The following is a 23,645-nucleotide window of genomic DNA, read 5'->3' as shown; positions in this document are numbered from 1 at the left end:
CGGAACAGATAGCCTGTTGAGTCGTGTCCCCTCATGCGAGGCCCTTCTTCGAACATGTCGCGCGCGTGTGCGACGGAACTCCCTACAAGGCGACCGAGACGGCGCGCGGTTTCGACGTGGAGCTCGACCTGGCCGACGAACGCTGGCACTCCACGCTGCTGGCAGCCAAGCTGCACTGGGTCTTCACCTACCACGTCTCGATGCCGACCCGGAGCTCGTACGCGATCATCGAGGACACCCGCAGCCTCGTCTGGTTCGGCGACGTGCCCCACACGCAGAGGACCGGCGTACGCCGCATCGAGGCCGATGACGAGCAGACCGACCAGGGCGTGTGGACCGTGCACGACCCCGAGGCGGTCCCCGACACGGACCAGTACCGTTTCGACGCCGAGGAGGGGCGCACGCTGATCACCAGCGTCGCCCGGCTCTACGCGCTGCAGCAGCGCGGCGCGCGGCACGAGGGGGCGGGCTTCTCCGTCGCCGTCGGCCTCGTAGTGACGCTCTCGGTGATCGCGACCGTCATCGGCGTCGCGGTGATTCTCAACCTGCTCGGGACCTTCGGCGCGCCGTCGTAATCAGTTCGTAAAGCCATCTGTGTGATGCTGGCCCGCATGGATCCGATCGGCGAGGCGAAACGGCAGTGGATCGCGCACGGCTGGGCCGATGCCGCCGACGGGATGGCGCTGGTGACCTCGCTCGTGCGCGTGCACCAGCTCGTGATGGAGCGCGTCGACGCCGCACTGCGCCCCCACGACCTCTCCTTCGCCCGCTACGAGGTGCTTCGCCTCCTCTCCTTCACCCAGGACGGCCAGCTCCCCATGGCCAAGCTCGGCTCCCGCCTCCAGGTCCACCCCGCCTCGGTGACCAGCGCCGTCGCTCGCCTGGAGAAGCAGGGCTTCGTACGCCGCAGCCGCTCCGCCGACGACGGGCGCGTGGTCCTCGCCGCCATCTCCGACGCGGGGCGCGAGGCGGTCGAGGCGGCCACGATCTCGCTCAACAGCGAGGTCTTCGAGAAGCCCGACATCGATGACGTACCCGGTCTGACCGCCCTGCTCACCCAGCTCCGCGCGGCCTCGGGGGATGCCGTCGGCTGAGACGGCGACGTCGCGTACTGGCAAGTACGCGAGGGACGACCTATGCTGGAATTACTTGGACGTCCAACTATTTCCCTGGGAGCCCGCCCATGTCCGACCTCCACATCCCCCAGAACCACGTACGGATCGTGACCGCGAGCAGCCTGTTCGACGGTCACGACGCGGCGATCAACATCATGCGCCGGATCTTCCAGGCACAGGGATGCGAGGTGATCCACCTCGGCCACAACCGCTCGGTGACCGAGATCGCCGACGCCGCCGTCCAGGAGGATGCCCACTGCGTCGCGGTCTCCTCCTACCAGGGCGGACACGTGGAGTTCTTCGAGTATCTGGTGTGCGCCCTCAAGGAGCGCGGCGCCGGCCACGTCAAGGTCGTGGGCGGTGGCGGCGGCGTGATCGTTCCCTACGAGATCGAGCGACTGGCCAACTCCGGCGTCAAGATCTTCTCCCCCGAGGACGGCCAGCGACTGGGGCTCCCGGGGATGATCAACACGGTCGTGCGCGACATCGACCGTGACCTGTGGCCCACCTTCCCCATCACCCCCAACGGCGTGATCGCCGGCTACGGGCTCTCCATCGGACGCGCGATCACCGGCGCCGAGCAGGGCCGGCTCCCCGAGGACTTCCTGACGCGTCTGCGCGAGGCCGACCAGGCCGTCGTGCTCGGCGTCACCGGCACCGGCGGCTCCGGCAAGTCCTCGCTCACCGACGAGCTGGTCCGGCGGCTGCGGGTCGACCAGGAGGACAAGATCCGCATCGGCGTACTCGCCATCGACCCGACCCGGCGGCGCGGCGGCGGTGCGCTGCTGGGCGACCGGATCCGGATGAACTCCCTCGCCGCGATCACCGACGGCGGCTCGACCACCTACTACCGCTCGCTGGCCACCCGCGGCGGTCACGAGGTGCCCGAGCACTTCGCTGACGTGCTCACCGTGATGAAGGCCGCCGTCGACCTCGTCATCGTCGAGACCCCCGGCATCGGCCAGGGCGACACCGGGATCAGCGACTTCGTCGACGTCTCGCTCTACGTGATGACGCCCGAGTTCGGCGCCGCTTCGCAGCTGGAGAAGATCGACATGCTCGACTTCGCCGACGTCGTGGCGATCAACAAGTTCGAGCGGCGCGGGGCCGAGGACGCACTGCGCGACGTGTCCCGCCAGCTCGTCCGCAACCGGGAGGCGTTCACCTCCTCCCCCGACGACATGCCGGTCTTCGGCACCTCGGCCGCCGCCTTCGACGACGACGGCGTCACCGCGCTCTACCAGCACCTGCGCGGGCTCATCGCCGAGGCGGGGCTCGCGGTCAGCGAGGGCGTCCTGCCCCGGGTCTCGACCCGCCACTCGACGGGCATTCACCCGATCATCCCCGAGAGGCGGGTCCGCTACCTCGCCGACATCGCGGGCGACGTACGCGACTACCACGACCGCACCGTGGAGCTCGTCGCCGCGGCGCGGAAGGAGCAGGCCTACGAGATCGTGGCCGCGGACCACCCCGAGCTCGAGGCTCCCGCCAGCGATATCCCCGACGACCTGCGCGAACAGCTCTCCTCCTGGGAGGAGACCAAGGAGACGTACGCCGCCGACGACAGCGGCCGCACGTCGCTGGCCGGCAACTACATCCCCCGAGTGGCGACCCCTCGCTACACCGACCGCGGCGAGCTGACCCGGTTCCTGCGCAACGAGAACCTGCCCGGGTTCTTCCCGTTCACCGCGGGCGTCTTCCCCTACAAGCGGGCCAACGAGGACCCGGCGCGCATGTTCGCCGGCGAGGGCGACCCGTTCCGCACCAACCGCCGCTTCAAGCTGCTCTCCGAGGGCCAGCCGGCGACCCGGCTCTCGACCGCGTTCGACTCGGTCACCCTCTACGGCCGCGACCCCGACGTACGCCCCGACATCTACGGCAAGGTCGGCACCTCCGGCGTCTCGGTGGCGACGCTGGAGGACATGAAGGCGCTCTATGACGGCTTCGACCTGCTCGCCCCGACGACCTCGGTGTCGATGACGATCAACGGGCCGGCGCCGACGATCCTGGCGTTCTTCCTCAACACCGTGATCGACCAGGCGCGCGAGCGCGGGATCGACCCGGCGAAGGCGCTGCAGACGGTCCGCGGGACCGTGCAGGCCGACATCCTCAAGGAGGACCAGGGGCAGAACACCTGCCTGTTCTCCACGGAGTTCTCGCTGCGCTGCATGGCCGACATCCAGGAGTGGTTCATCGAGAACGGGGTGCGCAACTTCTACTCGGTGAGCATCTCCGGCTATCACATCGCCGAGGCCGGCGCGAACCCCATCTCCCAGCTCGCCTTCACGCTCGCCAACGGCTTCACCTACGTGGAGTCCTACCTCGCCCGCGGGATGTCGATCGACGACTTCGCACCGAACTTGTCCTTCTTCTTCTCCAACGGGATGGACCCGGAGTACTCGGTGATCGGCCGCGTCGCCCGCCGGATCTGGGCGATCGCGATGCGGGAGCGCTACGGCGCCTCGGAGCGCTCGCAGAAGCTGAAGTACCACGTCCAGACCTCGGGCCGGTCCCTGCACGCGCAGGAGATGGACTTCAACGACATCCGCACCACGCTGCAGGCGCTCATCGCGATCTACGACAACGCCCAGTCGCTGCACACCAACGCCTTCGACGAGGCCGTGACGACTCCGTCCGAGGAGTCGGTGCGGCGCGCGCTGGCGATCCAGCTGATCATCAACCGCGAGTGGGGCCTGGCGTTCAACGAGAACCCGCTCCAGGGCTCCTTCATCATCGACGAGCTCACCGACCTCGTCGAGGAGGCCGTACTGAAGGAGTTCGACCGGATCTCCGAGCGCGGCGGCGTGCTCGGCGCGATGGAGACCGGCTACCAGCGCGGCAAGATCCAGGACGAGTCGATGCTCTACGAGCACCGCAAGCACGACGGCACGCTGCCGATCGTCGGCGTCAACACGTTCGTACGCGACACCAACGGAGCCCCCGCCGGCCCCGTCGAGCTCGCCCGTGCGACCGAGACCGAGAAGAAGTCCCAGCTCGACCGCGTCCACGCCTTCCAGGCCGCCCACTCGGCCGAGGCGGAAGCCGCGATCGTACGCCTCAAGCAGGCCGCCACCTCCGACGAGAACGTCTTCGCCGCGCTCATGGACGCGGCTCGCGTCTGCTCGCTCGGCCAGGTCACCGAGGCGTTCTTCGAGGTCGGGGGCCAGTACCGGCGCAACGTGTGAGGGGGTGGCTGTTCACCGAGGTAACTCGGTGAACAGCCACTGTCCTCGTGGAGTTCCACGAAGGAAGCGAGCGTTGAGTGAGTTACCTCGGTGAGCATCCGGCGCCAACCGACGACCTGGGCACCACGTACGACGGCCCACGTCCGGCGACGCGGGTGGTCTCGCTGGTCCCGTCGCTGACCGAGGCGCTCGTCTCGGTCGCGGCGGACCGGGTCGTCGGGGCGACGGACTGGTGCACACATCCGGCGGACCTCGACGTGCCCCGCGTGCGCGGCACCAAGAACCCGGATCTGGCCGCGATCGCCGCACTGGCGCCGAACCTCGTGGTGGCCAACAAGGAGGAGAACCGGGAGCTGGACGTACGTCGGCTTCGGGAGCGGGGCATCCGGGTCTGGGTCACGGACATCGAGACGGTCCCCCAGGCGATCGCGTCCATGGAGAACCTTCTCGACGGGATCGGCTGGGACCGCCCGGACTGGCTCGTCGATGCCCGCCGGCTCTGGTGCGGGCCGCTCCCCCGGGTCACTCGCCGGGTCGCGGTGCCGATCTGGCGCGACCCGTGGATGGTGGTCGGCTCACGGACCTTCACCGGGGATCTGCTGCGGCGACTGGGCTGGGAGAACGTCTTCGGCGAACACGCGGACCGCTATCCGCACGTCGAGCTGGCCGAGATCGACGACGCCGGGGCCGACGTGGTGCTGCTGCCCGACGAGCCGTACGTCTTCACCGCCGAGGACGGCCCGGAGGCGTTCGCGCGGACGCCGACCGAGCTGGTCAGCGGCCGGCTGATCACGTGGTACGGGCCGAGTCTTCTCGAAGCGCATCGGTGGGCAGCCGGCTGATCGCCGGCAGCTGAGCCAGGCCGTTGACGACGACCGAGAAGACCAGCAGGGCGAGCGCCCATCCGGGGTGACCGGCGTCCAGGAGGGCCAGCGAGGCGAGCCCGAAGACGATCACCTTCACGACCGGCCGGACCACCGGCCCGCCATGAGTCGCCTTGGGCGAGGCGAACAACCACCAGACGAACATGGCCGCCGCCGGCAGCAGCCAGACCAGCAGCCACCGCGGCTCGTGCTGCCAGCCCCAGACGCCGAAGGCAGCCATCGCCAACAGCTCATCGACGAACACCAGAGTCAGCACGAACCAGCCGAAGACCGCCACGGCGACATCGTAGGGTCAGCCAACGCGTCGGTCCCGTGAATATCCCGTGGGCAGAGTCCTCGCCCAGTGGAGGCGCAGGTCAACGGATTCGCCTAGCGACCGATCGTGTCCAGCTCCGCCACGTCGTCCGCGCTGAGCTCGAGCGCGGCACCGGCGACGTTCTCGCGCAGGTGGTCGACCGACGAGGTGCCCGGGATGAGCAGGATGTTGGGCGAGCGCTGCAGCAGCCAGGAGAGCGCGACCGCCATCCGGCCTGCACCCAGCCGCTCGGCGACGACGTCGAGGGCATCGGACTGCAGCGGCGTGAAGCCGCCGAGCGGGAAGTACGGGACGTACGCGATGCCCTGCTCGGCCAGCGAGTCGATCAGGTCGTCGTCATTGCGGTTGGCCAGGTTGTAGAGGTTCTGGACGCTGACGACCGGCGCGATGTCCTGTGCCGCGGCGACCTGCTCGGCGGTGGCCTCGCTGATCCCGAGGTGGCGGATCAGCCCCTGCTCCCGCAGTTCGGCCAGGACGGCGTAGGCGCGGGCGGTGCCGGCGACGTCCGTACCGCCCATCACCCGCAGGTTGACGACGTCGAGCGCCTCGAGGCCGAGATGCTCCAGGTTGGAGTGGACGGCAGCGCGCAGCTCGTCGGCAGAGTCTGCCGGGAGCCAGGCTCCCTCGGCGTCACGCCGCGCTCCGACCTTCGTGACGATGCGCAGGCTCTCGGGGTAGGGATGCAGCGCCTCCTTGATGATCTGGTTGGTGACGTACGGCCCGTAGAAGTCGCTGGTGTCGATGTGGTCGACGCCCAGGGCGACCGCCTCACGGAGCACCGCGATCGCGGCGTCCCGGTCGGCCGGTGGGCCGAACGCATGCGGCCCCGCGAGCTGCATGGCGCCGTAGCCCATCCGGCGAACCGTGAGGTCGCCCAGCGCGTAGGTGCCGTACGTGTGTGTGTCTGTGTAGGTCATTGGTGGTCCTCTCGTGCTTCTCGGCGCCTCCAGCGTCCCTCGCCAGGCACGGACGAGGGAGAGGGCCGCTGATCCTGGTAGTGCGGGGACCAGCCTGGAGCTCGATCCCCGGGCCGGCGCGCAACTATCGTGGAGACCGTGAGCGACGACAACCGGCTGGGCGTCTATCTCCGAGCCAGACGAGAGCTCGTACGCCCCGACGCAGTGGGTCTGCCGACCACAGGCGTACGCCGGGTCCCTGGCCTGCGCCGCGAGGAGGTCGCCCTGCTCGCCGGCGTGAGCGCTGACTACTACCTGCGACTGGAACAGGGCCGCGACCGCAACCCGTCACCGCAGGTGCTGGAGTCGATCGCCCGGGTGCTGCAGCTCGACGAGGCCGGCACGAGCTATCTGCTGGGCCTGGTCGCTCCTCGCGCACGACGTACACGTCGCCGCAGGCGGGCGCAGGTGCCACCTTCGCTCGCCCAGCTCCTGGAGGTCGTCGGCGTTCCCGCGGTCATCGAGGACCGATATCTCGACATCCTCGCCAGCAACGCGCTTGCGCGGCTTCTCGACCCCGCCCTCGTCGTTGGCGAGAACCGTCTCCGTTCGGTCTTCCTCGATCAGGCGGTGCAGGCGCTGCATACGGAGTGGGAGTCGATCTGCGGCTCCCTGGTGGCCGCGTTCCGCACCTCGGTCGGGAGCGACACCGACGACCCTCGCTTCGTCGAGCTGGTCGGCGAGCTCTCCTTGGCCAGCGAGCGGTTCCGGCAGCTCTGGGCGCGGCACGACGTCAAGGCCCTCGCCGGTGGCACCATGCTGCTCGACCACCCGCAGGTCGGGCCGCTGACGTTGCACCGCCAGAAGTTCACGCTCAGCGACGGGAGCGGTCTGATCCTGGGCACCTACCACGCCGAACCCGGCTCGGAGAGCGCCGAGAAGCTGGCGCTCCTCGGGTCGCTCGGGTCCGACGAGGCGGCGCGCCTCAACCAGCGCTGAGGACAGCGAGATCGCGTACGGCATAGCGGTGGTGCTCGGCCTCTTCGGCGAGCACGACCTTGAGGCATCGGCGTACGTAGTAGTCGGCGTCGGGGTCGTTGCCGATCGGCTTGCGGGCGCAGAGCCGGTCGAGGTCTGCATCGGTGACCCCCGAGACGAACGCGCGCATCGTGCCCATCCGGGCGAGGCGGGGCTCCAGGATCTGCTCCAGCGACGGGTCGGCGTCGACGGTGAGTCCTGTGCCGGTCTCATCCGCCCCCGCGGGCCCATAGCCGAGCGGGTGGTAGGGCTCGTCCTCCTCGAGGACCGGGTTGCCGAGCCACTTGTCGCTGGCATAGAGCAGATGGCGCTGGGTCTCGATGAACGACCACTCGTCGTCCACCCGTTGATGGAGCAGCTCCTCCGGCAGCGCCCGGGCGCGCTCGAACGTGGCTGCCCAGGTCTCCTCGATCGCCGCCCAGGCCGCGCGGATCTCGTCGGCTGTCTTCGCCTCACGGGCCAGCACCCGGTTGGGCTCGGCCCGGTCGAGCTCGGCCTCGACGTACGCCGTCACGTCGACGTCGTTGACCACGATCCGCCCGAAGGCGCCGGCGACATAGACGTCGCGGCCGTAGCAGTCGACGATCTTCAGCCGCTCCTCGAACCAGCAGTCCCGGATCTCCAGGTCGCTGACGTCGCTCTGCCGGATCAGCGCGCCCCGGAAGAGGTCGCTGTTGACGTACGTCTTCTGCTCGGTGGGCATACAACATGGTCAGCCCACCCGGCGCACCCGTCAACGGACTTACGGGTCTAGCGGAAGGCGGGCTTCTCCTTGGCCAGGAACGCGCGTACGCCCTCCTTGAAGTCGGCGCCCGTGTAGACCTCGCGCAGCAGGTCCTCATCGCCCTCCGGCGAGGCCTCCGCCCGGGCGGCGTACGCGGCGAGCTGGCTCTTGGTGGCCCGGACCGTGACGCCGGAGAGCGGCAGGATGCCCTCGACCAGCGCGTCGACCTCGTCGGCCAGCGAGTCGGTGACGGCGGTCAGCGCGCCGGTGGCATAGGCGCGGTCCGCGCCGACCAGCCGCGCCGCGAGCAGCATCTCCCGCACGACCGGCTCACCGAAGACGGCGGCCGCGCGGTAGACGATGGAGGCCGCGAGCGCGTTGCCGAGCGTCTTCGCGATCGGGTAGCCGAAACGCGAGTGCGGCGTCGCGACCCGCAGGTCGCAGTGGGTCGCGACCGCGAGCCCGCCGCCGACACAGACGCCGTCGACCGCGGCGATGGTGACCTGCGGGAGCGCGAACAGCTTCTCGAGCAGCGCGCGGATCCAGTCCTCGTAGTCCACCGCGTCGCGGGAGAGGAAGTCGGAGATCTCGTTGCCGGCGGCGAACGCCCGGCCGCCGGTGCCGGTCAGCACCAGCACCTTCACCGACTCGTCGGTGGCCAGCTCGTCGCACAGCTCGTGCAGCGCGCCGTACATCTCCGCGGTGAAGGCGTTGTGCTTCTGCGGCCGGTTGAAGGTCACCTGTACGACGCCCGGGCGCCGCTCCACTACCAAGTCCTCGCTCACGAGAACCGAGCGTAGGGCACCCCGCGGGGTGCCCTACGCGGTGCTCATCAGATGTGCGGCTTCACCTGGTCGGTGTAGATCTTCTCCAGCGCCGCCTTCAGGCTGTCCATCTCGGTCTGGACGTCCTTGTTCTCGGTGAGGATCGAGGCCATGTGGTTGGCCATCTCCAGGTCGCCACCGGGCAGGAAGACACGGGCGTAGTCCTGCGAGCGGGTGTTGGCGAGCTGGTCGATGGCGACCTGGGCCTGCGGGGTCTTCTTCAGGATCGCGGCGGGGTCGGCAGACTTGCGGATCGGCACGTAGCCGGTCGCCTCCGAGAACTTGATCGCCTGCTCGGGCTCGGTGAGGAACTTGATGAAGGTGCCGGCCGCGAGCTGCCGCTCGGGGCTGATGTCCTTCGGGATGCCGACGCCCGAGCCGCCGGTCGGGCAGATCCGCTCGGCCTCCTCCGGCCCGGCCGGCAGCGGCGCGACGCCGACGTCGAACTTCGCCGAGGTGATCGCGTTGATCAGGTCACCGGTCGAGCCCACGGTGGCGCTGGCGACGCCCGCGGCGAAGTCCTGGATCTGGTCGACGCCGGCAACCCCGGCGACCTTGTCCTTGTAGACCCAGTCCTTGAGGAAGGAGAGCGCCTCGACCGACATGGCCGAGTTGCAGGTGATGTCGAAGGACTCCTCCTTCGACCAGCCTCCGCCCCAGCCCCACAGGTTGTTCTGCAGGGTCCAGCCGGCGTAGCCCGCCAGGGCGGGGAACTGGAAGGCGAACTTCGCGCCGCTGGTCGCGGCGAGCTCGGTCTTCCACTCGCCGAACTCCTCCCAGGTCTGCGGGCCCTGATCGGAGAGCCCGGCCTTCTTCCAGTGGTCCTTGTTGTAGTAGAAGAGCGGCGTCGAGCGTGCCCACGGGACCGCCCAGTGGGCGTCGTCGTAGAGGTAGTCGCCCAGCAGCGAGTCGACGTAGTCGTCGGTGTCGAACTCGAGCGCCTCGAAGAGCGAGTCGAGCGGGATGATCTGGTCGTTCATCTTGTAGCGGAACCACCACACGTCCGACAGGTTGATGATGTCGGGCAGGTCGCCGCCGGTCTGCGCGGTCTGGAACTTCTGCGCGATCTCCTCGTAGTCGGCCCCGGCCGTGACCAGCTTGACGGTGATGTCGGACTGGGAGGCGTTGAAGGCGTTGACGATCTCGGTGCTGACCTTGATCGAGTCACCCGGGTTGGAGGTCCAGAAGGTGATCTCCTTGGCCGGCTTCACACCACTGAAGTCGATCTGCTCGACGGCGCTGGCGCCACCGCCACCACCGCTGGTCGAAGGGCCACCGCCGCAGGCGGAGAGCGCCGCCGCGGAGATGCCCAGGGCGCTGAGGCCGAGGAAACGTCGTCGGTCCAGGATCAGACCCGAGCGATGCAGGTTGGACGAGGTGTTCATGAAGCATCCTTTCCCTGTTGTGCCAACTGTGGGCTGAGAACGTCAGCCTTTGACGCCGCCTTGGGTGAAGCCGTTGACGATGTGGCGCTGTAGGAACGCGAAGACGACGAGGATCGGCAGCAGCACCATCACGGTGCCGGCCATCAGGACCCCGAACGAGCTGGCCGCGGACTCGCTGTTCTGCAGCAGCGTCAGACCGCGTGGCAGCGTCATCATCTCGGGATCGGTGATGATGATCAGCGGCCACAGGTAGTCGTTCCACTCGTAGACCACGTTGACCAGGGCCACGGTCGCGATCGACGGCAACGACATCGGCACCACGCAGTGCCACAGCCTCCGCCAGTGGCCGGCGCCGTCGAGGTGAGCCGCCTCGATCACCTCGTAGGGCAGCTGCATGAAGGCCTGGCGCAGCAGGAACGTACCGAAGCCGGTGCCGAGGCCAGGCAGGATGAGGCCCCAGTAGGTGTTCTCGCCGCCGAGGCTGCTGATGAAGACGTAGTTGGGCAGCGCGGTGACCTGCGGCGGCACCATCATCGTGGCGAGCACGCCCCAGAAGATGTACTTCCTGCCGGGGAACTCGCAGAAGACCAGGCCGTACGCCGTCAGGATCGCCAGCAGCACCTTCAGCCCGGAGCCGACGACCGTGACGATGGTGGAGTTGAGGAAGAGCCGCCCGAAGGGGACCTTCTGCGCGGCCTCGGCGTAGTTCTCCGGCTGCCAGACCTCGGGGAAGACGACCAGGTCGGTGGTCGCTAGGTCGCCGGGGCCCTTGAAGGAGGCCAGGAACATGTAGCCGAGCGGCAGCACGACGACGAGCACGGCGAGCAGGAGCACGAGGTAGTCGCGCACGGTCAGCGGCGACAGCGATCTGAATTGCTTCGGGCTTCGCTTCAGCCGCACCCGGCGCGAGGGAGCACTCGTGCTCATCTGTAGTGGACCCGCCTCTCCACGACGATCAGCTGGACGAGCGTGATCACCACGAGGATCGCGAAGAGCACCGTGGACAGCATCGCGGAGTAGCCCGCCTGGCTCTGCTCCTTGAAGCCGGTCAGGTAGGCGTCGAAGATCAGGGTGCGGGCGCCCCGGCCGAGCTTGTCCATCGCGATCAGCAGGTCGAAGGCCTGCAGGCTGTTGAGGATCGTGGTGACCAACAGGAAGAACGTGGTCGGCGACAGCAGCGGCAGGGTCACCGTGAAGAACCGTCTCACCGGGCCGGCGCCGTCGAGATCGGCCGCCTCCAGCACGTCGCCCGGCACCGCCTGCAGGCCGGCGAGGTAGATGACCGCGGCATAGCCGAGGTTCTTCCAGACGTAGACGATGATCACCATCGTCAGCGTCCACGGAGGCGAGTTGATCCACTCCGGGCTGTTCAGGCCGATGTCGCGCAGGATCGCGGAGAGCGCGCCGATGTTGGGGTCGAAGATGTAGAGCCAGGCGAGCCCGACGCCGTAGCCGGAGAGGATGTACGGCGCGAAGACCGTCGCCTGCGCGAAGCCGGCGCCCGGCAGCTTGCGGTTCAGCGCCAGCGCGACACCCAGGCCCAGGGCGAGGGTGAGACCGACGGTCGCGACGGTGAAGATCGCCGTCGTGGTGAGCACCTTGCTCGCCTCGCCGGAGGTGAAGAAGTCGCGGTAGTTGCCCAGCCCGACCGGGGTCGCGAACTTCGAGCCCAGCGTCCAGTTGAGCGTGGAGTAGTAGATGTTCTGGAAGAGCGGTCGGTAGGTGAAGACCGCGATCAGAGCGACATTGGGCGCGACGAACGCGACAAAGATCAGCCACTCCCGTAAGCGTCTTCCCGAGAGTGCCTGACGTGGTCGCTTGGTCGTGACGGCCGTCATACCTGGCACGATCGGTGAGTCAAGCGGCTGGGCCGGACCCCGTCAAGAGTAAAACTCTCGGTCTCAAGATTTCGTTACCGGAAACTGACCGTGAACGTCATCTGTTTACCAGCTGAAGCGGAGCCCGAAGCAATCAAAGGAGCCAACGTCCGAGCAGCGTGCCGTCGTGCTCGATGAGGGACCCCAACGACACCGGTACGTCCCTGGGCGGCCCGGTCACGATCCGCCGGCCTTCGCCCGCGAGGAGCTTGGGCGTGATCGTGTGGCAGAGCTCGTCGACCACGCCGGCCTCGAGCAGCGAGCCGAGAAGGGTCGGGCCGCCCTCGCAGAGCACGTGCTGCATGCCCTCCTCGTGCAGCCGGTCGAGGAGTGCCGACAGGTCGACCTCGGAGGTGCCGGCGACGTAGACGTTCTCCTCGCCGATCTCGTCGCGCGCGGCGTCCAGGCCGGGCGCTTCGGCCACCGTGGCGAGCCGGACCGCGCCCGGCTGGCAGCCGCGGAGATCGTCGGGGATCCGGCCGCGGCGGGAGACGACGACGATCGGCGCCCCCTTGGCTTTGTACGTCTCTGCGATGGCGGTCCCGGCGCCGACCAGGACGGCGTCGGCGAGGTCGCGCAGGACGTGGAAGACGTCGACGTCGACGGCGTTGTTGACCGTGCCGGAGCGGCCGTCGGAGCCGGTCGCCGCACCGTCCAGGGAGCTGACCATGTTGGCCCGCAACCACGGCAGGCGAGGCGGGGCGTAGATGGCACGCAGGCCTTCGGGGGTCGTCGGGTCGCCGTCACCGTGCAGGAGCCTCACCCCGCAAACCTAACCGCTCAGGACACCCCGCTATCTTCATCGCATGAGTTGGTTGGTTACCGGAGGCGCGGGCTACATCGGATCGCACGTCGTGCAGGCACTGCTCGACGCGGGCATGGAGCCGGTCGTCATCGACGACCTGTCCTCGGGATTCGCGAAGTTCGTGCCCGACAACGTCACGTTCGTCGAGGCGACGCTGCTGGACAAGTCCGCGATCGAGCAGGCGATCTCCAACCACGGCGTCGAGGGAGTCATCCACCTCGCCGGCTTCAAGTACGCGGGCGTGTCGGTGCAGCGGCCGCTGCACACGTACGCACAGAACGTCACCGGCACCGCCAACCTCCTCGAGGCGATGACGGCCACCGGTGTCGACGCGCTGGTCTTCTCCTCCTCCGCCGCCACCTTCGGCACCCCCGACGTCGACCTGGTCACCGAGACCACGCCGACCAACCCGGAGAGCCCCTACGGCGAGTCGAAGCTGATCGGCGAGTGGCTGATCGCCGACGTGGCGCGCTCCGAGGGGCTCTCGCACACCAGCCTGCGCTACTTCAACGTCGTCGGGTCCGGCAGCAAGGACCTCTACGACACCAGCCCCCACAACCTCTTCCCCCTCGTCTTCGACGCGCTGGCCAAGGGCAAGACGCCGCAGATCAACGGTGACGACTACCCGACCCCCGACGGCACCTGCGTACGCGACTACGTGCACGTCGCCGACCTCGCCCACTCCCACGTCGTCGCCGCCAAGCGGCTCGCCGAGGGCAAGGACCTCGAGCCGGTCTACAACCTCGGCTCGGGCGACGGCTCCTCCGTGCGGCAGATCATGGACGCCATCCGCGAGGTCACCGGCATCGACTTCGAGCCGGTCATCAAGCCGCGTCGTCCCGGCGACCCCGCCCGCATCGTCGCCACCGGCGAGCTCGCCCGGCGCGACCTCGACTGGGAGATGCGCCACGACCTGCGCTCCATGGTCGCCACCGCCTGGGAGGCCCGCCAGGCCGCAGGCGCCGACTACCCCAGCTGACCCCTCCGTCCCGCGCGAGCGCGGGCTGTTCGTTGGTCAAGGTATGCGGCAAAACGAACACATCCCTCGCGGAACTCCGCGAGGGATGTGTGCCTTCGTCGGCATAACTTGACGAAGGAATGACGCAGATCAGGCCTTCTTGGCAGCGGTCTTCTTGGCCGGGGCCTTCTTGGCGGGGGCCGGCTTCTCGGCCGGAGCGGCCTCGGCCTTGGGTGCCTCAGCCTTGGGAGCCTCAGCCGGGGTCTCGGCGGGGGCCTCGGTCTCGGCCTTCTTGAACTTCGCGACGAAGGTCTCACCGCGGGTGGCGAGCTTGTCGTAGGTGCCGGTGGCGGAGTCGGTGGTCTCGTCGAGCTTGGCCTTGACGGTGGTCTTCAGCTTCTCGGGGAGAACGGTGTACTGCTCCTTGGCCAGGGCCGGGAGCGACTTCGGGTCGAAGCCGGTCACGGTGGACTTGGCAGCAGTCGCCTTCTCGGTCGCCTGGGTGCGGTAGGCGGTGGCCTTCTCGGTCGCCTTGGAGCGAGCGTCGGTCAGCTTGGTGGTCGCCTCGGAGCGGTAGTCGTCGACCTTCTTCTGCAGGTCGGTGGCGTAGCTCTTGACGGTCTCGTAGGCGAGGTCGGCGACGCCGGCGACGGCGTTGAGGGGCTTGGTGGTCTCAATCTTGGGCAGGGTGGGCATCTGGGTTCTCCTCGTGATGGGGTTCAGCGGTTTCATCGGCGGCCGGCGCATCGTCGGTGACACGACTGTTGAGAGCAAGGAACGAGTGATAGACGTCGAGCAGCGAGTGCTTCTGCCGCTCGGTCAGGCTCGGGTCGGCGAGCACGGCGAGCTCCACGGACCCCCCGACGTTGGAGTCGGGGCTGAGGATCCCGGCACGGACATAGACCTGCTCCGCCGAGATACGCAGCGCCTTGGCGATCTGCTGGAGGACCTCAGCCGATGGCTTGCGCAGACCGCGTTCGATCTGGCTGAGGTAGGGGTTGGACACACCTGCTTGGTCGGCGAGCTGACGCAGAGACATCTCAGCCGAGATCCTCTGTTCCTTCAGATACTCGCCGAGCGTGCCAACCGCACTCGTGACCTTGCTCTTGACCATGGCTCCAGTGTGCTAACAATTGCTAGCAAACACAAGGCCTGAGCAACCGAAGTGACACACATCACCCACTAGTTGCCTCATCAACCGGCGAAAACGCGCGAAGAAGAGGCAGCCGCGACTCGCTAGCCAGCCGCTAGCACCTCACAGAAGCGCACGGATCTCCCCCACCCGACGCCCACCGCCGAGGATCGGCGCGTCCCCGGTCGCCCGCAGTGCGTCGGCGTCGACCCCGACCAGGTCGCCGACCCCGTCCCGCAGCAGCGCGGCGGCCATCACCGCCGCCCGCGCCCGGTCACCGCCGTCGTCGGCCTTCAGCGCCCACGCGCGGCCGTCGGGAAGCGCGACGGCGTAGACCGCCTCGGCACCCAGCTTGCCGATCAGCCCGGGTACGGCCCGGTGCAGCGCCACCTCGTCGCGGGTCGTGCCCGAGACGTACTCGGGGTGGGACCGGATCGCCGCGGCGACCCGCGCGGCAGGACCGTCGACCGCCGAGCCGATCGTCGAGAACGCCCGCGCCAGCCCGGTCAGCGACGCGGAGAGGGCCGGCGCCCCGCAGCCGTCGACGGTGGCGTACGCGGCCTCGCCGGTGCACGCCTCGAGCACCTCCTGGATCCCCTCCTGGAGCGGGTGCTTCGGGTCCAGATAGTCCTCCAGCGGCCAGCCTGCGGCGACGCAGGTGGCGAGCATCGCGGCGTGCTTGCCGGAGCAGTTCATCGCGAGCCGGGTCTTCGGCTCGCCGCGACGGAGCGCCTCCTCTCGCGCCTCGACACCGAACGGGTAGTCCTCGATGTTGCCGAGCGCGGACTCGTCCAGGCCGACGGTGGCGAGGATGCGGCGTACGCCTTCCTGGTGGAACGCCTCTCCCGAGTGGGAGGCGCAGGCGAGAGCGAGCAGGTCGGGCGGCAGGTCGAGGCCGAGGATCACCATCGCGAGCGCCTGGACCGGCTTGTTCGAGGAGCGCGGCAGGATCGGCGAGTCGACGTCACCGAGCGACCAGCTCACGGTTCCGTCGGCCGCCAGGGAGACGGCGGATCCGTAATGGTGTCCCTCGACGAAGTCGGAGCGGATGATCTCGGCGAAAGGCACTGGTGCTGGCATGGGGGCGAGACTATGTGAGAGTTGCCCCGTGTTCGCCGACCTCCTCACCCAAGACGCGTTCAGCGTGCTCGTGGTCAGCTTCGGCATCGGCATCGTCGTCGGGCTGACCGGCATGGGCGGTGGCGCCCTGATGACGCCGGCGCTGATCTTCCTCGGGGTGCCGCCGACGACCGCGGTCGCCAACGACCTCGTCGCCGCCTCGGTCAACAAGTCGGTCGGGGCCGCGGTGCACTGGCGCCACGGCTCGCCCAACATCAAGCTGGCGACGTACCTGATCATCGGCTCGGTGCCGTGCGCGTTCCTGGGCACCTTCGTCCACAAGCTGGCGCCGGGCAACACCGACCACTTCCTCAAGCTCGTCCTCGGCGGGGCCCTGCTGTTCGCGGCGGCGTCCTACATGTTCCGGATGTACCTGCAGCTGCGTCTGGTCACCGCCGGCAACGAGGCTCCCGAGGAAGATCCCCGCCTGAAGCCGTTGCTCACCGTCGTCATCGGCGCGCTCGGCGGTCTGCTGGTCGGTATCACCTCGGTCGGCTCCGGCTCGGTCATCATGATCGCGCTGCTGCTGGTCTACCCGACCCTCTCCGCGGTGAAGCTGGTCGGTACGGACCTGCTCCAGGCGGTGCCGCTCGTCCTGGCCGCCGCGATCGGCCAGGTGCTCAACCACGGCGTCGAGTGGGCGGTGCTGATCCCGCTCATCCTCGGCGGCACCCCCGGCACGTTCCTCGGCTCCCGGATGGCGCGCTGGGTTTCCCAGTCGGTCATCCGGCGCGGCATCGTCATCATGCTGACCCTCTCGGGCGCCAAGATGCTCGGCGCCGACGCCACCTTCCTGCTGCTCCTCGGCGGCGCGATGCTGCTCCTCGGCCCGCTCCTGTGGGGCTTCATCCGCCAGTCGCGCGGCCTGGAGGCCTTCGACAACAACGCAGCCGCCTGGCGGCTGCCGGAGCGTTCGGACAAGTAGCCCCGCCGAGTCGGCTCGTCATGACGAGCCGACTCGGCAGTCAGACCTTCAGGTAGCGGCGCAGCCCGTCGAGGTGGTCCTCGGGCTCGAAGCCGGTGGCGGTGAGCTTGTCGAGGGCCATCACCGAGTTGAGCGGTCGCGGCGCGACGCCCTCCTTGCCGGCGAAGTAGGCCTCGGTCGAGGTGGCGCCCACATCGGCCCGGTCACGCCCCGACAGCGAGAACACCTCGGCGGCGATGTCCCGCCACGAGCACGGGTTGCCGGCGTTGGTGCAGTTGTAGACCCCGTACGCAGCCCCGGACCGCAGCAGGTGAGCGGTGGCCGCGGCGAGAGTGTCAGTGAAGGTGAGCCGGCCGATCTGGTCGTCGACCACGGTGGGCGAGACGCCCTTCTCGGCGAGGGCCGCCATGGTGCGTACGAAGTTCTTGCCGTCTCCGACGACCCAGGAGGTGCGCAGGATGTAGTGACGCGAGGTGCCCGCGACCGCGATGTCGCCGGCGGCCTTGGACTGCGCGTAGACGCCGAGGGGCGAGACCGGCTCGTCCTCGGTGTGCTCGGTGGCGGTGCCGTCGAAGACGTACTCGGTCGAGTAGTGCACCAGAGTCAGCCGGTGCTCGGTCGCGACCCTGGCGAGCAGCGCCGGAGCCGTCGCGTTGGCGGCCCAGGCGGTGCGCCGGCCGTCGGCGGTCTCGGCGACGTCGACGGCGGTGTAAGCGGCGGCGTTGAGGATGAGCTGGTAGTCGGGCCACGGCCAGGCCGCGACCGCCTTCTCGTCGGAGATGTCGAGCTCGTCGAGGTCGACCGCGTCCGCGTCCGGGAAGACCGACACGAGGGCCCGGCCGAGCTGGCCGTTGGCGCCGATGATCAGCGTCTTCTTCGGCTTCATCGGGGTGATCTCGGCCAGGCGTGGGTTGGCCCTGTCCTTCTCGGAGATCTCGGCGGAGTCCAGCGGGATCGGCCAGGCGATCGCGGCGGTCTCGTCGGCGAGATTGAGCGCCGGGTAGGCGAACCCGGGACGCCAGTGGTCGTTGACCAGGTAGGAGTAGACGGTGCGGTCCTCCAGCGCCTGGTAGGAGTTGCCGACCCCGCGCGGCACGAAGACCGCGATCTCCGGGCCGATCTCGATCGAGAAGGTCGTCCCGAAGGACGACCCCTCACGCATGTCGGCCCACGCCGCGAACACCCGCCCGCACGCCACGGAGACGAACTTGTCCCACGGCTCGGTGTGGATGCCTCGGGTCGCGCCACGGGCGGCGTTGAAGGACATGTTGTTCTGCACCGGCCCGAAGTCGGGGAGCCCCAGCTCCACCATCTTCGCGCGCTGCCAGTTCTCCTTGAACCAGCCGCGGGCGTCGCCGTGCACGGGCAGGTGGGCTACCAGCAGACCCGGAATGGGCGTCTCATCGACGCGAAGCTCAGCCACCGAGAATCACTGCCCCTTCGCGGCGTACTTGGCTTCGGTCTCGTGCTTCAGCGGCGACCACCAGGCCTCGTTCTCCTGATACCAGGCGATCGTCGCGGCCAGGCCCTTGTCGAAGTCCTGGTACTTCGGCTCCCAGCCGAGCTCGTTGCGCAGCTTGCCGGACTCGATGGCGTAGCGACGGTCGTGGCCGGCGCGGTCGGTGACCCACTCGATGTCGTCCTCGGGACGCCCGAAGTGACGCAGGATCGCGCGGACGACGTCGACGTTGGACTTCTCGCCGTCGGCACCGATCAGGTACGTCTCCCCGATCCGGCCCTTCTCCAGGATCGTCCAGACCGCCGAGGAGTGGTCATCGGTGTGGATCCAGTCGCGCACGTTGAGCCCGTCGCCGTAGACGCGCGGCCGGCGCCCCTCGATCACCTCGGTGATCTGACGCGGGATGAACTTCTCGACGTGCTGCCAGGGGCCGTAGTTGTTGGAGCAGTTGGAGATCGTCGCGCGTACGCCGAAGGAGCGCACCCAGGCGCGGACGAGGTGGTCGGAGCCGGCCTTGGAGGCCGAGTAGGGCGAGGACGGCTGGTAGGGGGTGTCCTCGGTGAACCGCTTCGGGTCATCGAGGTCGAGGTCGCCGTAGACCTCGTCGGTGGAGACGTGGTGGAAACGTACGTCATGACGCCGGACCGCCTCGAGGAGCACGAAGGTGCCGACGATGTTGGTCTGGACGAACGGAGCCGGGTCGGAGAGCGAGTTGTCGTTGTGCGACTCGGCCGCGTAGTGCACCACGGCATCCGACTCCGCCACCAGCGGCTCGACCACCGCGGCGTCCGCGATGTCACCGACCACGAGCTTCACCCGATCCTCGGGGAGCCCCGCCAGCGATGCCTCCGAGGAGGCATAGGTCAGCTTGTCGAGCACCGTCACGTACGCATCGGTGTTGGCCACGAGGTGGTGCACGAAGTTGGAGCCGATGAACCCGGCCCCGCCTGTCACAAGAATCCGTCTCACCGGTTCATCGTAGGCAGAATTAACCACCCAGTGGTCGCCTCGCCTCGGTGGGTTCCCTAGAACGTGGGGTGAACATCCGTAGGATCAACAGACCATGAAGGGGATCATCCTTGCCGGAGGCACCGGCTCACGTCTGCACCCGATCACTCTCGCGATCAGCAAGCAGCTGATGCCGATCTACGACAAGCCGATGATCTACTACCCGCTGACCACGCTGATGCTGGCCGGGATCCGGGACATCCTGGTGATCACGACGCCCCACGAGGCCTCCGGCTTCCACCGGCTCCTCGGAGACGGCAGCCATCTCGGCGTCAACATCAGCTACGCCGAGCAACCCTCCCCCGACGGCCTCGCCCAGGCGTTCACGATCGGCGCCGACGTCGGCTTCCTCGATGAGTCCGAGGACGGTGTCGGCCTCGTCCTGGGCGACAACATCTTCTACGGCCCCGGCCTCGGCACCCAGCTGGCCCGCTTCAAGACGATCACCGGCGGCGCCGTCTTCGGCTACCGCGTCGCCGACCCGCGCGCCTACGGCGTCGTCGAGTTCGACGAGAACCGCAAGGCCATCTCCTTGGAGGAGAAGCCCGAGAAGCCCAAGAGCCCGTACGCCGTCCCCGGCCTCTACTTCTACGACAGCTCGGTCATCGGGCACGCCCGCAACCTCCAGCCGTCCGCGCGCGGCGAGCTCGAGATCACCGACCTCAACCGGATCTACCTCGAGGCCGGCACCCTCTCGGTCGAGGTGCTGCCGCGCGGCACCGCCTGGCTCGACACCGGCACCCTCGAGGACCTCAACGAGGCCGCCAACTTCATCCGCGCCATCGAGCACCGCCAGGGCACCAAGATCGGCGCCCCCGAAGAGGTCGCCTGGCGCCAGGGCTGGCTCTCCGACGAGGAGCTCTCCGAGCTCGCCCAGCCGCTGCTGAAGAGCGGCTACGGGAAGTACCTGCTCGGGCTGCTGGCCTAGGCCGGATCAGGCCTCGGCCGCGATCTTCTGCTCGGCGCGACCGAAGTCGTCTTCCAGGCGGACGATGTCGTCCTCGCCGGTGTAGCCACCGCGCTGGACCTCGATGATCGAGAGCGGCTCGTCGGTCTCGTTGCAGATCCGGTGGGCCTGGCCGACGGCGACGTCGACGGACTCACCCGGGCCGGCGATGGTGGTCACGCCGTCGATGATGCAGGTGGCCTTGCCGTAGATGACCACCCAGTGCTCGGAGCGGTGGGTGTGGGTCTGGTAGGAGAGGCGGCTGTTGGGCAACACCTCGATCCGCTTGACCTTGTAGCCAGGACCGATGTCGATGACGTGCCACGAACCCCAGGGGCGGGTCTCGGAGTCACCAGCCATGATGTTGCCTCATTCCTAGACACTGAACAGAAGACGCGACCATAACTGTACGCATCCGCGCACGGTTCATTGCGAACCGATGTTCACCGGTCCGTTACCCGCAGGTCGCCCACGGGAGCAGAACTCTTCTGCCGGAGGGCGTCAGTCGCGGCCGTAGATGTCGCGCGTGTAGACCTTGTCGGCGACATCGGCGAGCACCTCGGTGCGCCGGTTGGCGATGATCACGTCGGCCCGCTGCTTGAACTCGTCGAGGTCCTTGATGATCTCGGAGTGGAAGAACTCCGGCTCGTCGAGCTCGGGCTCGTAGATGACCACCTCGACGCCCTTGGCCTTGATCCGCTTCATCACGCCCTGGATCGATGACTCGCGGAAGTTGTCCGAGCCCGACTTCATGATCAGCCGGTAGACGCCGACCACCTTCGGCTCGCGCCGCAGGACGTCGGTGGCGACGAAGTCCTTGCGCGTGGTGTTGGCCTCGACGATCGCCGAGATGAGGTTCTGCGGGACGTCCTGGTAGTTGGCCTGCAGCTGCCTGGTGTCCTTGGGCAGGCAGTAGCCGCCGTAGCCGAAGCTCGGGTTGTTGTAGTGCGAGCCGATCCGGGGGTCCAGGCCGACGCCCTCGATGATCTGGGTCGTGTTGAGGCCGTGGGTGGCGGCGTAGGTGTCCAGCTCGTTGAAGTAGGCGACCCGCAGCGCCAGGTAGGTGTTGGCGAACAGCTTGATCGCCTCGGCCTCGGCGGCGCCGGTCATCAGCACGGGTACGTTCGGCTCGAGCGAGCCCTCGAGCAGCAGCTCGGCGAAGCCCTTCGCCGCCGGGGAGTCGTCGCCGACGACGATGCGGGAGGGGTGCAGGTTGTCGTGGAGCGCCTTGCCCTCACGAAGGAACTCGGGGCTGAAGAAGAGCGTCGTCTCGGGGTGCTGCTCGCGCTTGGCCGCGATGTAGCCGACCGGGATGGTCGACTTCACCACGATCGCCGCCTCCGGCGCATAGGTCACCGCGTCGGCGATCACGCTGTCGACGGTGGAGGTGTCGAAGTAGTTCGAGGCCTCGTCGTAGTTCGTCGGGGTGGCGACGATGACGTACGCGGCGTCCGCGTAGGCGTCCTCCTTGTCGAGGGTCGCACGCAGGCCGAGCTGCTTGGTGGCCAGGAAGCTGGTGATCTCGGCGTCCTCGATCGGGGTCTTGGCCGCGTTGACCAGGTCGACCCGCTCCTGGGAGATGTCCAGGACGACGACGTCGTGCTTCTGGGCGAGCAGGACGGCGAGCGACATCCCGACGTAGCCCACGCCGACAACGGTGATCTTCATGTTCGGCACTGTAAGCAGCGGTTCGAGACCGGTGACAGCGTAAAAGGCAGCGATGTTCCCGTACGGGAACATCGCGTAAAGTGTTCATCATGCCGTCGCCCTACCTGACCTCACCGGCCGCCTTCGGGTCAGCCGTGCGCTCCGCACGGCGCCGCGCCGGCCTCACCCAGAGTGACCTGGCCCACCGGGCCGGGGTGGGTCGGCGGTTCGTCGTCGACGTCGAGTCCGGCCACCCGCGCGCCGAGCTGGGCAAGGCGCTCGCGCTGCTGGAGGTCCTCGACGTCTACCTCGCGCCCACGCAGCTCTCCCCGATCGCCCCGCCCCTGGAGGACGTCGACCTCGACGCCGTCCTAGCCCGCTGTCTGACCGGCCCCTGATGCGAGAGCTGTACGCCTTCGCCGGCCGCCGCCGGATGGGCACCTTCCGCCAAGTCGGGGATCGGATCGACTTCACCTACGCCGAGACCGCCGGACCGACGCCGATCTCGCTCTCTCTCCCCCGCACCGGCCCCGCCCTGAACCCGGGAGCCGCCCGCGCCTGGCTGGACAACCTGCTCCCCGCCCGCGAGGACGTACGCCGCAGATGGGCGCGCGAGCGAGGGCTGCCCGACACCGAACCGATGACGCTGCTCGCCTCCTACGGCGACGATCTCCCCGGCGCGGTCTCGCTCTCGGCCGACCCCGACCTGCCCTGGCGCCGGGCGCCGCATCCCGTCGAGGCGCCACTGCCCGAGATCACGACCCGGCTCGCGGCGCTGCGCAACCAGCCCACCTCGTGGCTCGACCAGCGGGCCCGGCCCCGGTTCTCCCTCGGCGGCCACCAGGGGAAGTTCGCGCTGCGGCGGGCCTCGGGGAAGTGGTTCTGGCCGACGTACGAGCATCCCTCGACGCACATCCTGCGGCCGACGACATCCGAGGAGGCCTCCGCGAGGATCGCCGCCCTTCGCCGGGCCCGCTCCGGCGGGACCCCCGCCACCCGCACCGAGCTGGTCACCTTCGGCGCGCAGGCGGCGCTCGTCGCGGAGCGCTGGGACCGGCTCGGCGGCCGGCGCATCCATGCCGAGACGATCCGGCAGGCACTGGGTCTCCGGCCCGGCGAGGACACCGACCCGGGCGGCGTACGCGACCTGTTCCTACGGCTCGACATGGCGCCGCCTCCGGCAGATGACGTCGACAAGATCGGCTTCCTGCTGGCCGGAGACCGGGTCGCCGTGGCACCACGGCGCTGACACGTACAGCCGGCCATCTCACCGTGCGAGTGGTGCTGCCGGACACGGGCCGACGCGTGCGTACACTCGGATTCCTGCCCACGCGGGGATGGGACATTTCGCCGTGCCGTGGAAGCCGCCACTAGCATGGGCGCCTCAACCTGACGGAGAGGT

25 protein-coding genes are annotated in these 23,645 nt (G+C 68.6%); 10 read left to right on the top strand and 15 right to left on the bottom strand.

Going from position 1 to position 23,645, the window contains the following annotated elements; all coding sequences use genetic code 11:
• Nucleotides 1–23: 23 nt before the first annotated feature.
• The 4 genes from OH802_RS08350 (at nt 24) to OH802_RS08335 (ending at nt 5,142) form a co-directional block, all read left to right on the top strand.
• The gene (locus OH802_RS08350) at nt 24–575 is read left to right on the top strand and encodes a hypothetical protein (protein WP_406026908.1); all 552 of its coding nucleotides are present in this window, start codon (nt 24–26) and stop codon (nt 573–575) included.
• Nucleotides 576–611: 36 nt separating this feature from the next.
• Nucleotides 612–1,094 (top strand): MarR family winged helix-turn-helix transcriptional regulator, encoded by a 483-nt coding sequence (locus tag OH802_RS08345; protein WP_406026906.1) that lies wholly within the window; start codon nt 612–614, stop codon nt 1,092–1,094.
• A gap of 89 nt (nt 1,095–1,183) precedes the next feature.
• Nucleotides 1,184–4,300, top strand: a complete 3,117-nt coding sequence (gene icmF, locus OH802_RS08340; RefSeq protein WP_406026904.1) for a fused isobutyryl-CoA mutase/GTPase IcmF — start codon at nt 1,184–1,186, stop codon at nt 4,298–4,300.
• A 77-nt stretch (nt 4,301–4,377) separates the two neighbouring features.
• The gene (locus OH802_RS08335) at nt 4,378–5,142 is read left to right on the top strand and encodes a helical backbone metal receptor (RefSeq protein WP_406026902.1); all 765 of its coding nucleotides are present in this window, start codon (nt 4,378–4,380) and stop codon (nt 5,140–5,142) included.
• Here OH802_RS08335 and OH802_RS08330 read toward each other — a convergent pair.
• Nucleotides 5,090–5,461 carry a YrdB family protein gene (locus OH802_RS08330; RefSeq protein ID WP_406026900.1) on the bottom strand — a complete coding sequence of 124 codons (372 nt, stop codon included), beginning with the start codon at nt 5,459–5,461 and terminating at the stop codon, nt 5,090–5,092. The genes OH802_RS08335 and OH802_RS08330 overlap by 53 nt on opposite strands.
• Nucleotides 5,462–5,553: 92 nt before the next feature.
• Nucleotides 5,554–6,417 carry an oxidoreductase gene (locus tag OH802_RS08325; RefSeq protein ID WP_406026898.1) on the bottom strand — a complete coding sequence of 288 codons (864 nt, stop codon included), beginning with the start codon at nt 6,415–6,417 and terminating at the stop codon, nt 5,554–5,556.
• Between the two features lie 138 nt (nt 6,418–6,555).
• Here OH802_RS08325 and OH802_RS08320 point away from each other — a divergent pair, with 138 nt between their 5' ends.
• Entirely contained in the window at nt 6,556–7,395 is an 840-nt protein-coding gene (locus OH802_RS08320) for a helix-turn-helix domain-containing protein (RefSeq protein ID WP_406026896.1), read from the top strand.
• Here the strand turns inward: OH802_RS08320 and OH802_RS08315 are convergent.
• From OH802_RS08315 to OH802_RS08290, 6 genes are all read right to left on the bottom strand, one after another.
• On the bottom strand, nt 7,382–8,137 hold the full coding sequence (locus OH802_RS08315; RefSeq protein ID WP_406026894.1) for a DinB family protein: 756 nt from the start codon (nt 8,135–8,137) through the stop codon (nt 7,382–7,384). The genes OH802_RS08320 and OH802_RS08315 overlap by 14 nt on opposite strands.
• A 47-nt stretch (nt 8,138–8,184) precedes the next feature.
• A complete protein-coding gene (locus tag OH802_RS08310; RefSeq protein WP_406026892.1) occupies nt 8,185–8,943 on the bottom strand; it encodes an enoyl-CoA hydratase-related protein in 759 nt (252 codons plus the stop codon).
• 47 nt (nt 8,944–8,990) lie between these two features.
• Nucleotides 8,991–10,367, bottom strand: coding sequence for an ABC transporter substrate-binding protein (locus tag OH802_RS08305; RefSeq protein ID WP_406026890.1), 1,377 nt, complete (start codon nt 10,365–10,367; stop codon nt 8,991–8,993).
• Between the two features lie 42 nt (nt 10,368–10,409).
• Entirely contained in the window at nt 10,410–11,294 is an 885-nt protein-coding gene (locus tag OH802_RS08300; RefSeq protein WP_406026888.1) for a carbohydrate ABC transporter permease, read from the bottom strand.
• Complete coding sequence (locus tag OH802_RS08295) at nt 11,291–12,205, bottom strand: sugar ABC transporter permease (RefSeq protein WP_355224512.1); 915 nt, start codon at nt 12,203–12,205, stop codon at nt 11,291–11,293. The genes OH802_RS08300 and OH802_RS08295 overlap by 4 nt, the downstream gene beginning before the upstream one ends.
• Before the next feature lie 133 nt (nt 12,206–12,338).
• Nucleotides 12,339–13,007, bottom strand: coding sequence for a dihydrofolate reductase family protein (locus tag OH802_RS08290; protein ID WP_406026885.1), 669 nt, complete (start codon nt 13,005–13,007; stop codon nt 12,339–12,341).
• A 43-nt stretch (nt 13,008–13,050) separates the two neighbouring features.
• On the opposite strand from OH802_RS08290, the gene galE reads away from it, so the two are divergent.
• Entirely contained in the window at nt 13,051–14,028 is a 978-nt protein-coding gene (galE, locus tag OH802_RS08285; protein WP_406026883.1) for a UDP-glucose 4-epimerase GalE, read from the top strand.
• A 129-nt stretch (nt 14,029–14,157) separates the two neighbouring features.
• Here galE and OH802_RS08280 read toward each other — a convergent pair whose 3' ends face one another.
• From OH802_RS08280 to OH802_RS08270, 3 genes are all read right to left on the bottom strand, one after another.
• Nucleotides 14,158–14,703, bottom strand: coding sequence for a hypothetical protein (locus tag OH802_RS08280; protein ID WP_406026881.1), 546 nt, complete (start codon nt 14,701–14,703; stop codon nt 14,158–14,160).
• Nucleotides 14,681–15,121, bottom strand: a complete 441-nt coding sequence (locus OH802_RS08275) for a helix-turn-helix transcriptional regulator (protein ID WP_160026788.1) — start codon at nt 15,119–15,121, stop codon at nt 14,681–14,683. The genes OH802_RS08280 and OH802_RS08275 overlap by 23 nt, the downstream gene beginning before the upstream one ends.
• 141 nt (nt 15,122–15,262) lie before the next feature.
• On the bottom strand, nt 15,263–16,219 hold the full coding sequence (locus tag OH802_RS08270; protein WP_406026878.1) for an asparaginase: 957 nt from the start codon (nt 16,217–16,219) through the stop codon (nt 15,263–15,265).
• 28 nt (nt 16,220–16,247) lie between these two features.
• On the opposite strand from OH802_RS08270, the gene OH802_RS08265 reads away from it, so the two are divergent.
• Nucleotides 16,248–17,183 (top strand): sulfite exporter TauE/SafE family protein, encoded by a 936-nt coding sequence (locus tag OH802_RS08265; RefSeq protein ID WP_406026876.1) that lies wholly within the window; start codon nt 16,248–16,250, stop codon nt 17,181–17,183.
• A 40-nt stretch (nt 17,184–17,223) separates the two neighbouring features.
• Here the strand turns inward: OH802_RS08265 and OH802_RS08260 are convergent, their stop codons facing one another.
• Nucleotides 17,224–18,606: a sugar nucleotide-binding protein gene (locus OH802_RS08260; RefSeq protein ID WP_406026874.1), complete on the bottom strand. Its 1,383-nt coding sequence runs from the start codon at nt 18,604–18,606 to the stop codon at nt 17,224–17,226.
• 6 nt (nt 18,607–18,612) lie between these two features.
• On the bottom strand, nt 18,613–19,611 hold the full coding sequence (rfbB, locus tag OH802_RS08255; protein WP_406026872.1) for a dTDP-glucose 4,6-dehydratase: 999 nt from the start codon (nt 19,609–19,611) through the stop codon (nt 18,613–18,615).
• Between the two features lie 94 nt (nt 19,612–19,705).
• Between rfbB and rfbA the strand changes: the two genes are divergently transcribed.
• Entirely contained in the window at nt 19,706–20,578 is an 873-nt protein-coding gene (rfbA, locus tag OH802_RS08250) for a glucose-1-phosphate thymidylyltransferase RfbA (RefSeq protein ID WP_355021518.1), read from the top strand.
• A gap of 6 nt (nt 20,579–20,584) precedes the next feature.
• Here rfbA and OH802_RS08245 read toward each other — a convergent pair whose 3' ends face one another.
• Nucleotides 20,585–20,956 carry a phosphomannose isomerase type II C-terminal cupin domain gene (locus tag OH802_RS08245; protein ID WP_406026869.1) on the bottom strand — a complete coding sequence of 124 codons (372 nt, stop codon included), beginning with the start codon at nt 20,954–20,956 and terminating at the stop codon, nt 20,585–20,587.
• A gap of 141 nt (nt 20,957–21,097) precedes the next feature.
• Nucleotides 21,098–22,228 (bottom strand): nucleotide sugar dehydrogenase, encoded by a 1,131-nt coding sequence (locus tag OH802_RS08240; protein ID WP_406029253.1) that lies wholly within the window; start codon nt 22,226–22,228, stop codon nt 21,098–21,100.
• Nucleotides 22,229–22,353: 125 nt separating this feature from the next.
• Here OH802_RS08240 and OH802_RS08235 point away from each other — a divergent pair, with 125 nt between their 5' ends.
• Nucleotides 22,354–22,641, top strand: a complete 288-nt coding sequence (locus tag OH802_RS08235) for a helix-turn-helix transcriptional regulator (RefSeq protein WP_406026867.1) — start codon at nt 22,354–22,356, stop codon at nt 22,639–22,641.
• Complete coding sequence (locus tag OH802_RS08230; protein ID WP_406026865.1) at nt 22,641–23,492, top strand: HipA N-terminal domain-containing protein; 852 nt, start codon at nt 22,641–22,643, stop codon at nt 23,490–23,492. Before OH802_RS08235 ends, OH802_RS08230 begins: the two co-directional genes overlap by 1 nt.
• The last annotated feature ends 153 nt before the right edge of the window (nt 23,493–23,645 follow it).

The sequence above is a fragment of the Nocardioides sp. NBC_00850 genome, assembly GCF_045207335.1.
In the GTDB taxonomy this organism is placed as follows: Bacteria; Actinomycetota; Actinomycetes; order Propionibacteriales; family Nocardioidaceae; genus Nocardioides.
This window is presented reverse-complemented; position numbering and strand designations above follow the sequence as displayed.

Excerpts from the sequence above, each read along its gene's own strand:
- OH802_RS08345 (WP_406026906.1), top strand. The coding sequence starts at position 612 with ATGGATCCGATCGGCGAGGCGAAACGGCAGTGGATCGCGCACGGCTGG.
- icmF (WP_406026904.1), top strand. The coding sequence starts at position 1,184 with ATGTCCGACCTCCACATCCCCCAGAACCACGTACGGATCGTGACCGCG.
- OH802_RS08325 (WP_406026898.1), bottom strand. The coding sequence starts at position 6,417 with ATGACCTACACAGACACACACACGTACGGCACCTACGCGCTGGGCGAC.
- OH802_RS08315 (WP_406026894.1), bottom strand. The coding sequence starts at position 8,137 with ATGCCCACCGAGCAGAAGACGTACGTCAACAGCGACCTCTTCCGGGGC.
- OH802_RS08305 (WP_406026890.1), bottom strand. The coding sequence starts at position 10,367 with ATGAACACCTCGTCCAACCTGCATCGCTCGGGTCTGATCCTGGACCGA.
- OH802_RS08300 (WP_406026888.1), bottom strand. The coding sequence starts at position 11,294 with ATGAGCACGAGTGCTCCCTCGCGCCGGGTGCGGCTGAAGCGAAGCCCG.
- OH802_RS08295 (WP_355224512.1), bottom strand. The coding sequence starts at position 12,205 with ATGACGGCCGTCACGACCAAGCGACCACGTCAGGCACTCTCGGGAAGA.
- galE (WP_406026883.1), top strand. The coding sequence starts at position 13,051 with ATGAGTTGGTTGGTTACCGGAGGCGCGGGCTACATCGGATCGCACGTC.
- OH802_RS08280 (WP_406026881.1), bottom strand. The coding sequence starts at position 14,703 with ATGCCCACCCTGCCCAAGATTGAGACCACCAAGCCCCTCAACGCCGTC.
- OH802_RS08275 (WP_160026788.1), bottom strand. The coding sequence starts at position 15,121 with ATGGTCAAGAGCAAGGTCACGAGTGCGGTTGGCACGCTCGGCGAGTAT.
- OH802_RS08270 (WP_406026878.1), bottom strand. The coding sequence starts at position 16,219 with ATGCCAGCACCAGTGCCTTTCGCCGAGATCATCCGCTCCGACTTCGTC.
- rfbA (WP_355021518.1), top strand. The coding sequence starts at position 19,706 with ATGAAGGGGATCATCCTTGCCGGAGGCACCGGCTCACGTCTGCACCCG.
- OH802_RS08245 (WP_406026869.1), bottom strand. The coding sequence starts at position 20,956 with ATGGCTGGTGACTCCGAGACCCGCCCCTGGGGTTCGTGGCACGTCATC.
- OH802_RS08240 (WP_406029253.1), bottom strand. The coding sequence starts at position 22,228 with ATGTCGCTCGCCGTCCTGCTCGCCCAGAAGCACGACGTCGTCGTCCTG.
- OH802_RS08235 (WP_406026867.1), top strand. The coding sequence starts at position 22,354 with ATGCCGTCGCCCTACCTGACCTCACCGGCCGCCTTCGGGTCAGCCGTG.
- OH802_RS08230 (WP_406026865.1), top strand. The coding sequence starts at position 22,641 with ATGCGAGAGCTGTACGCCTTCGCCGGCCGCCGCCGGATGGGCACCTTC.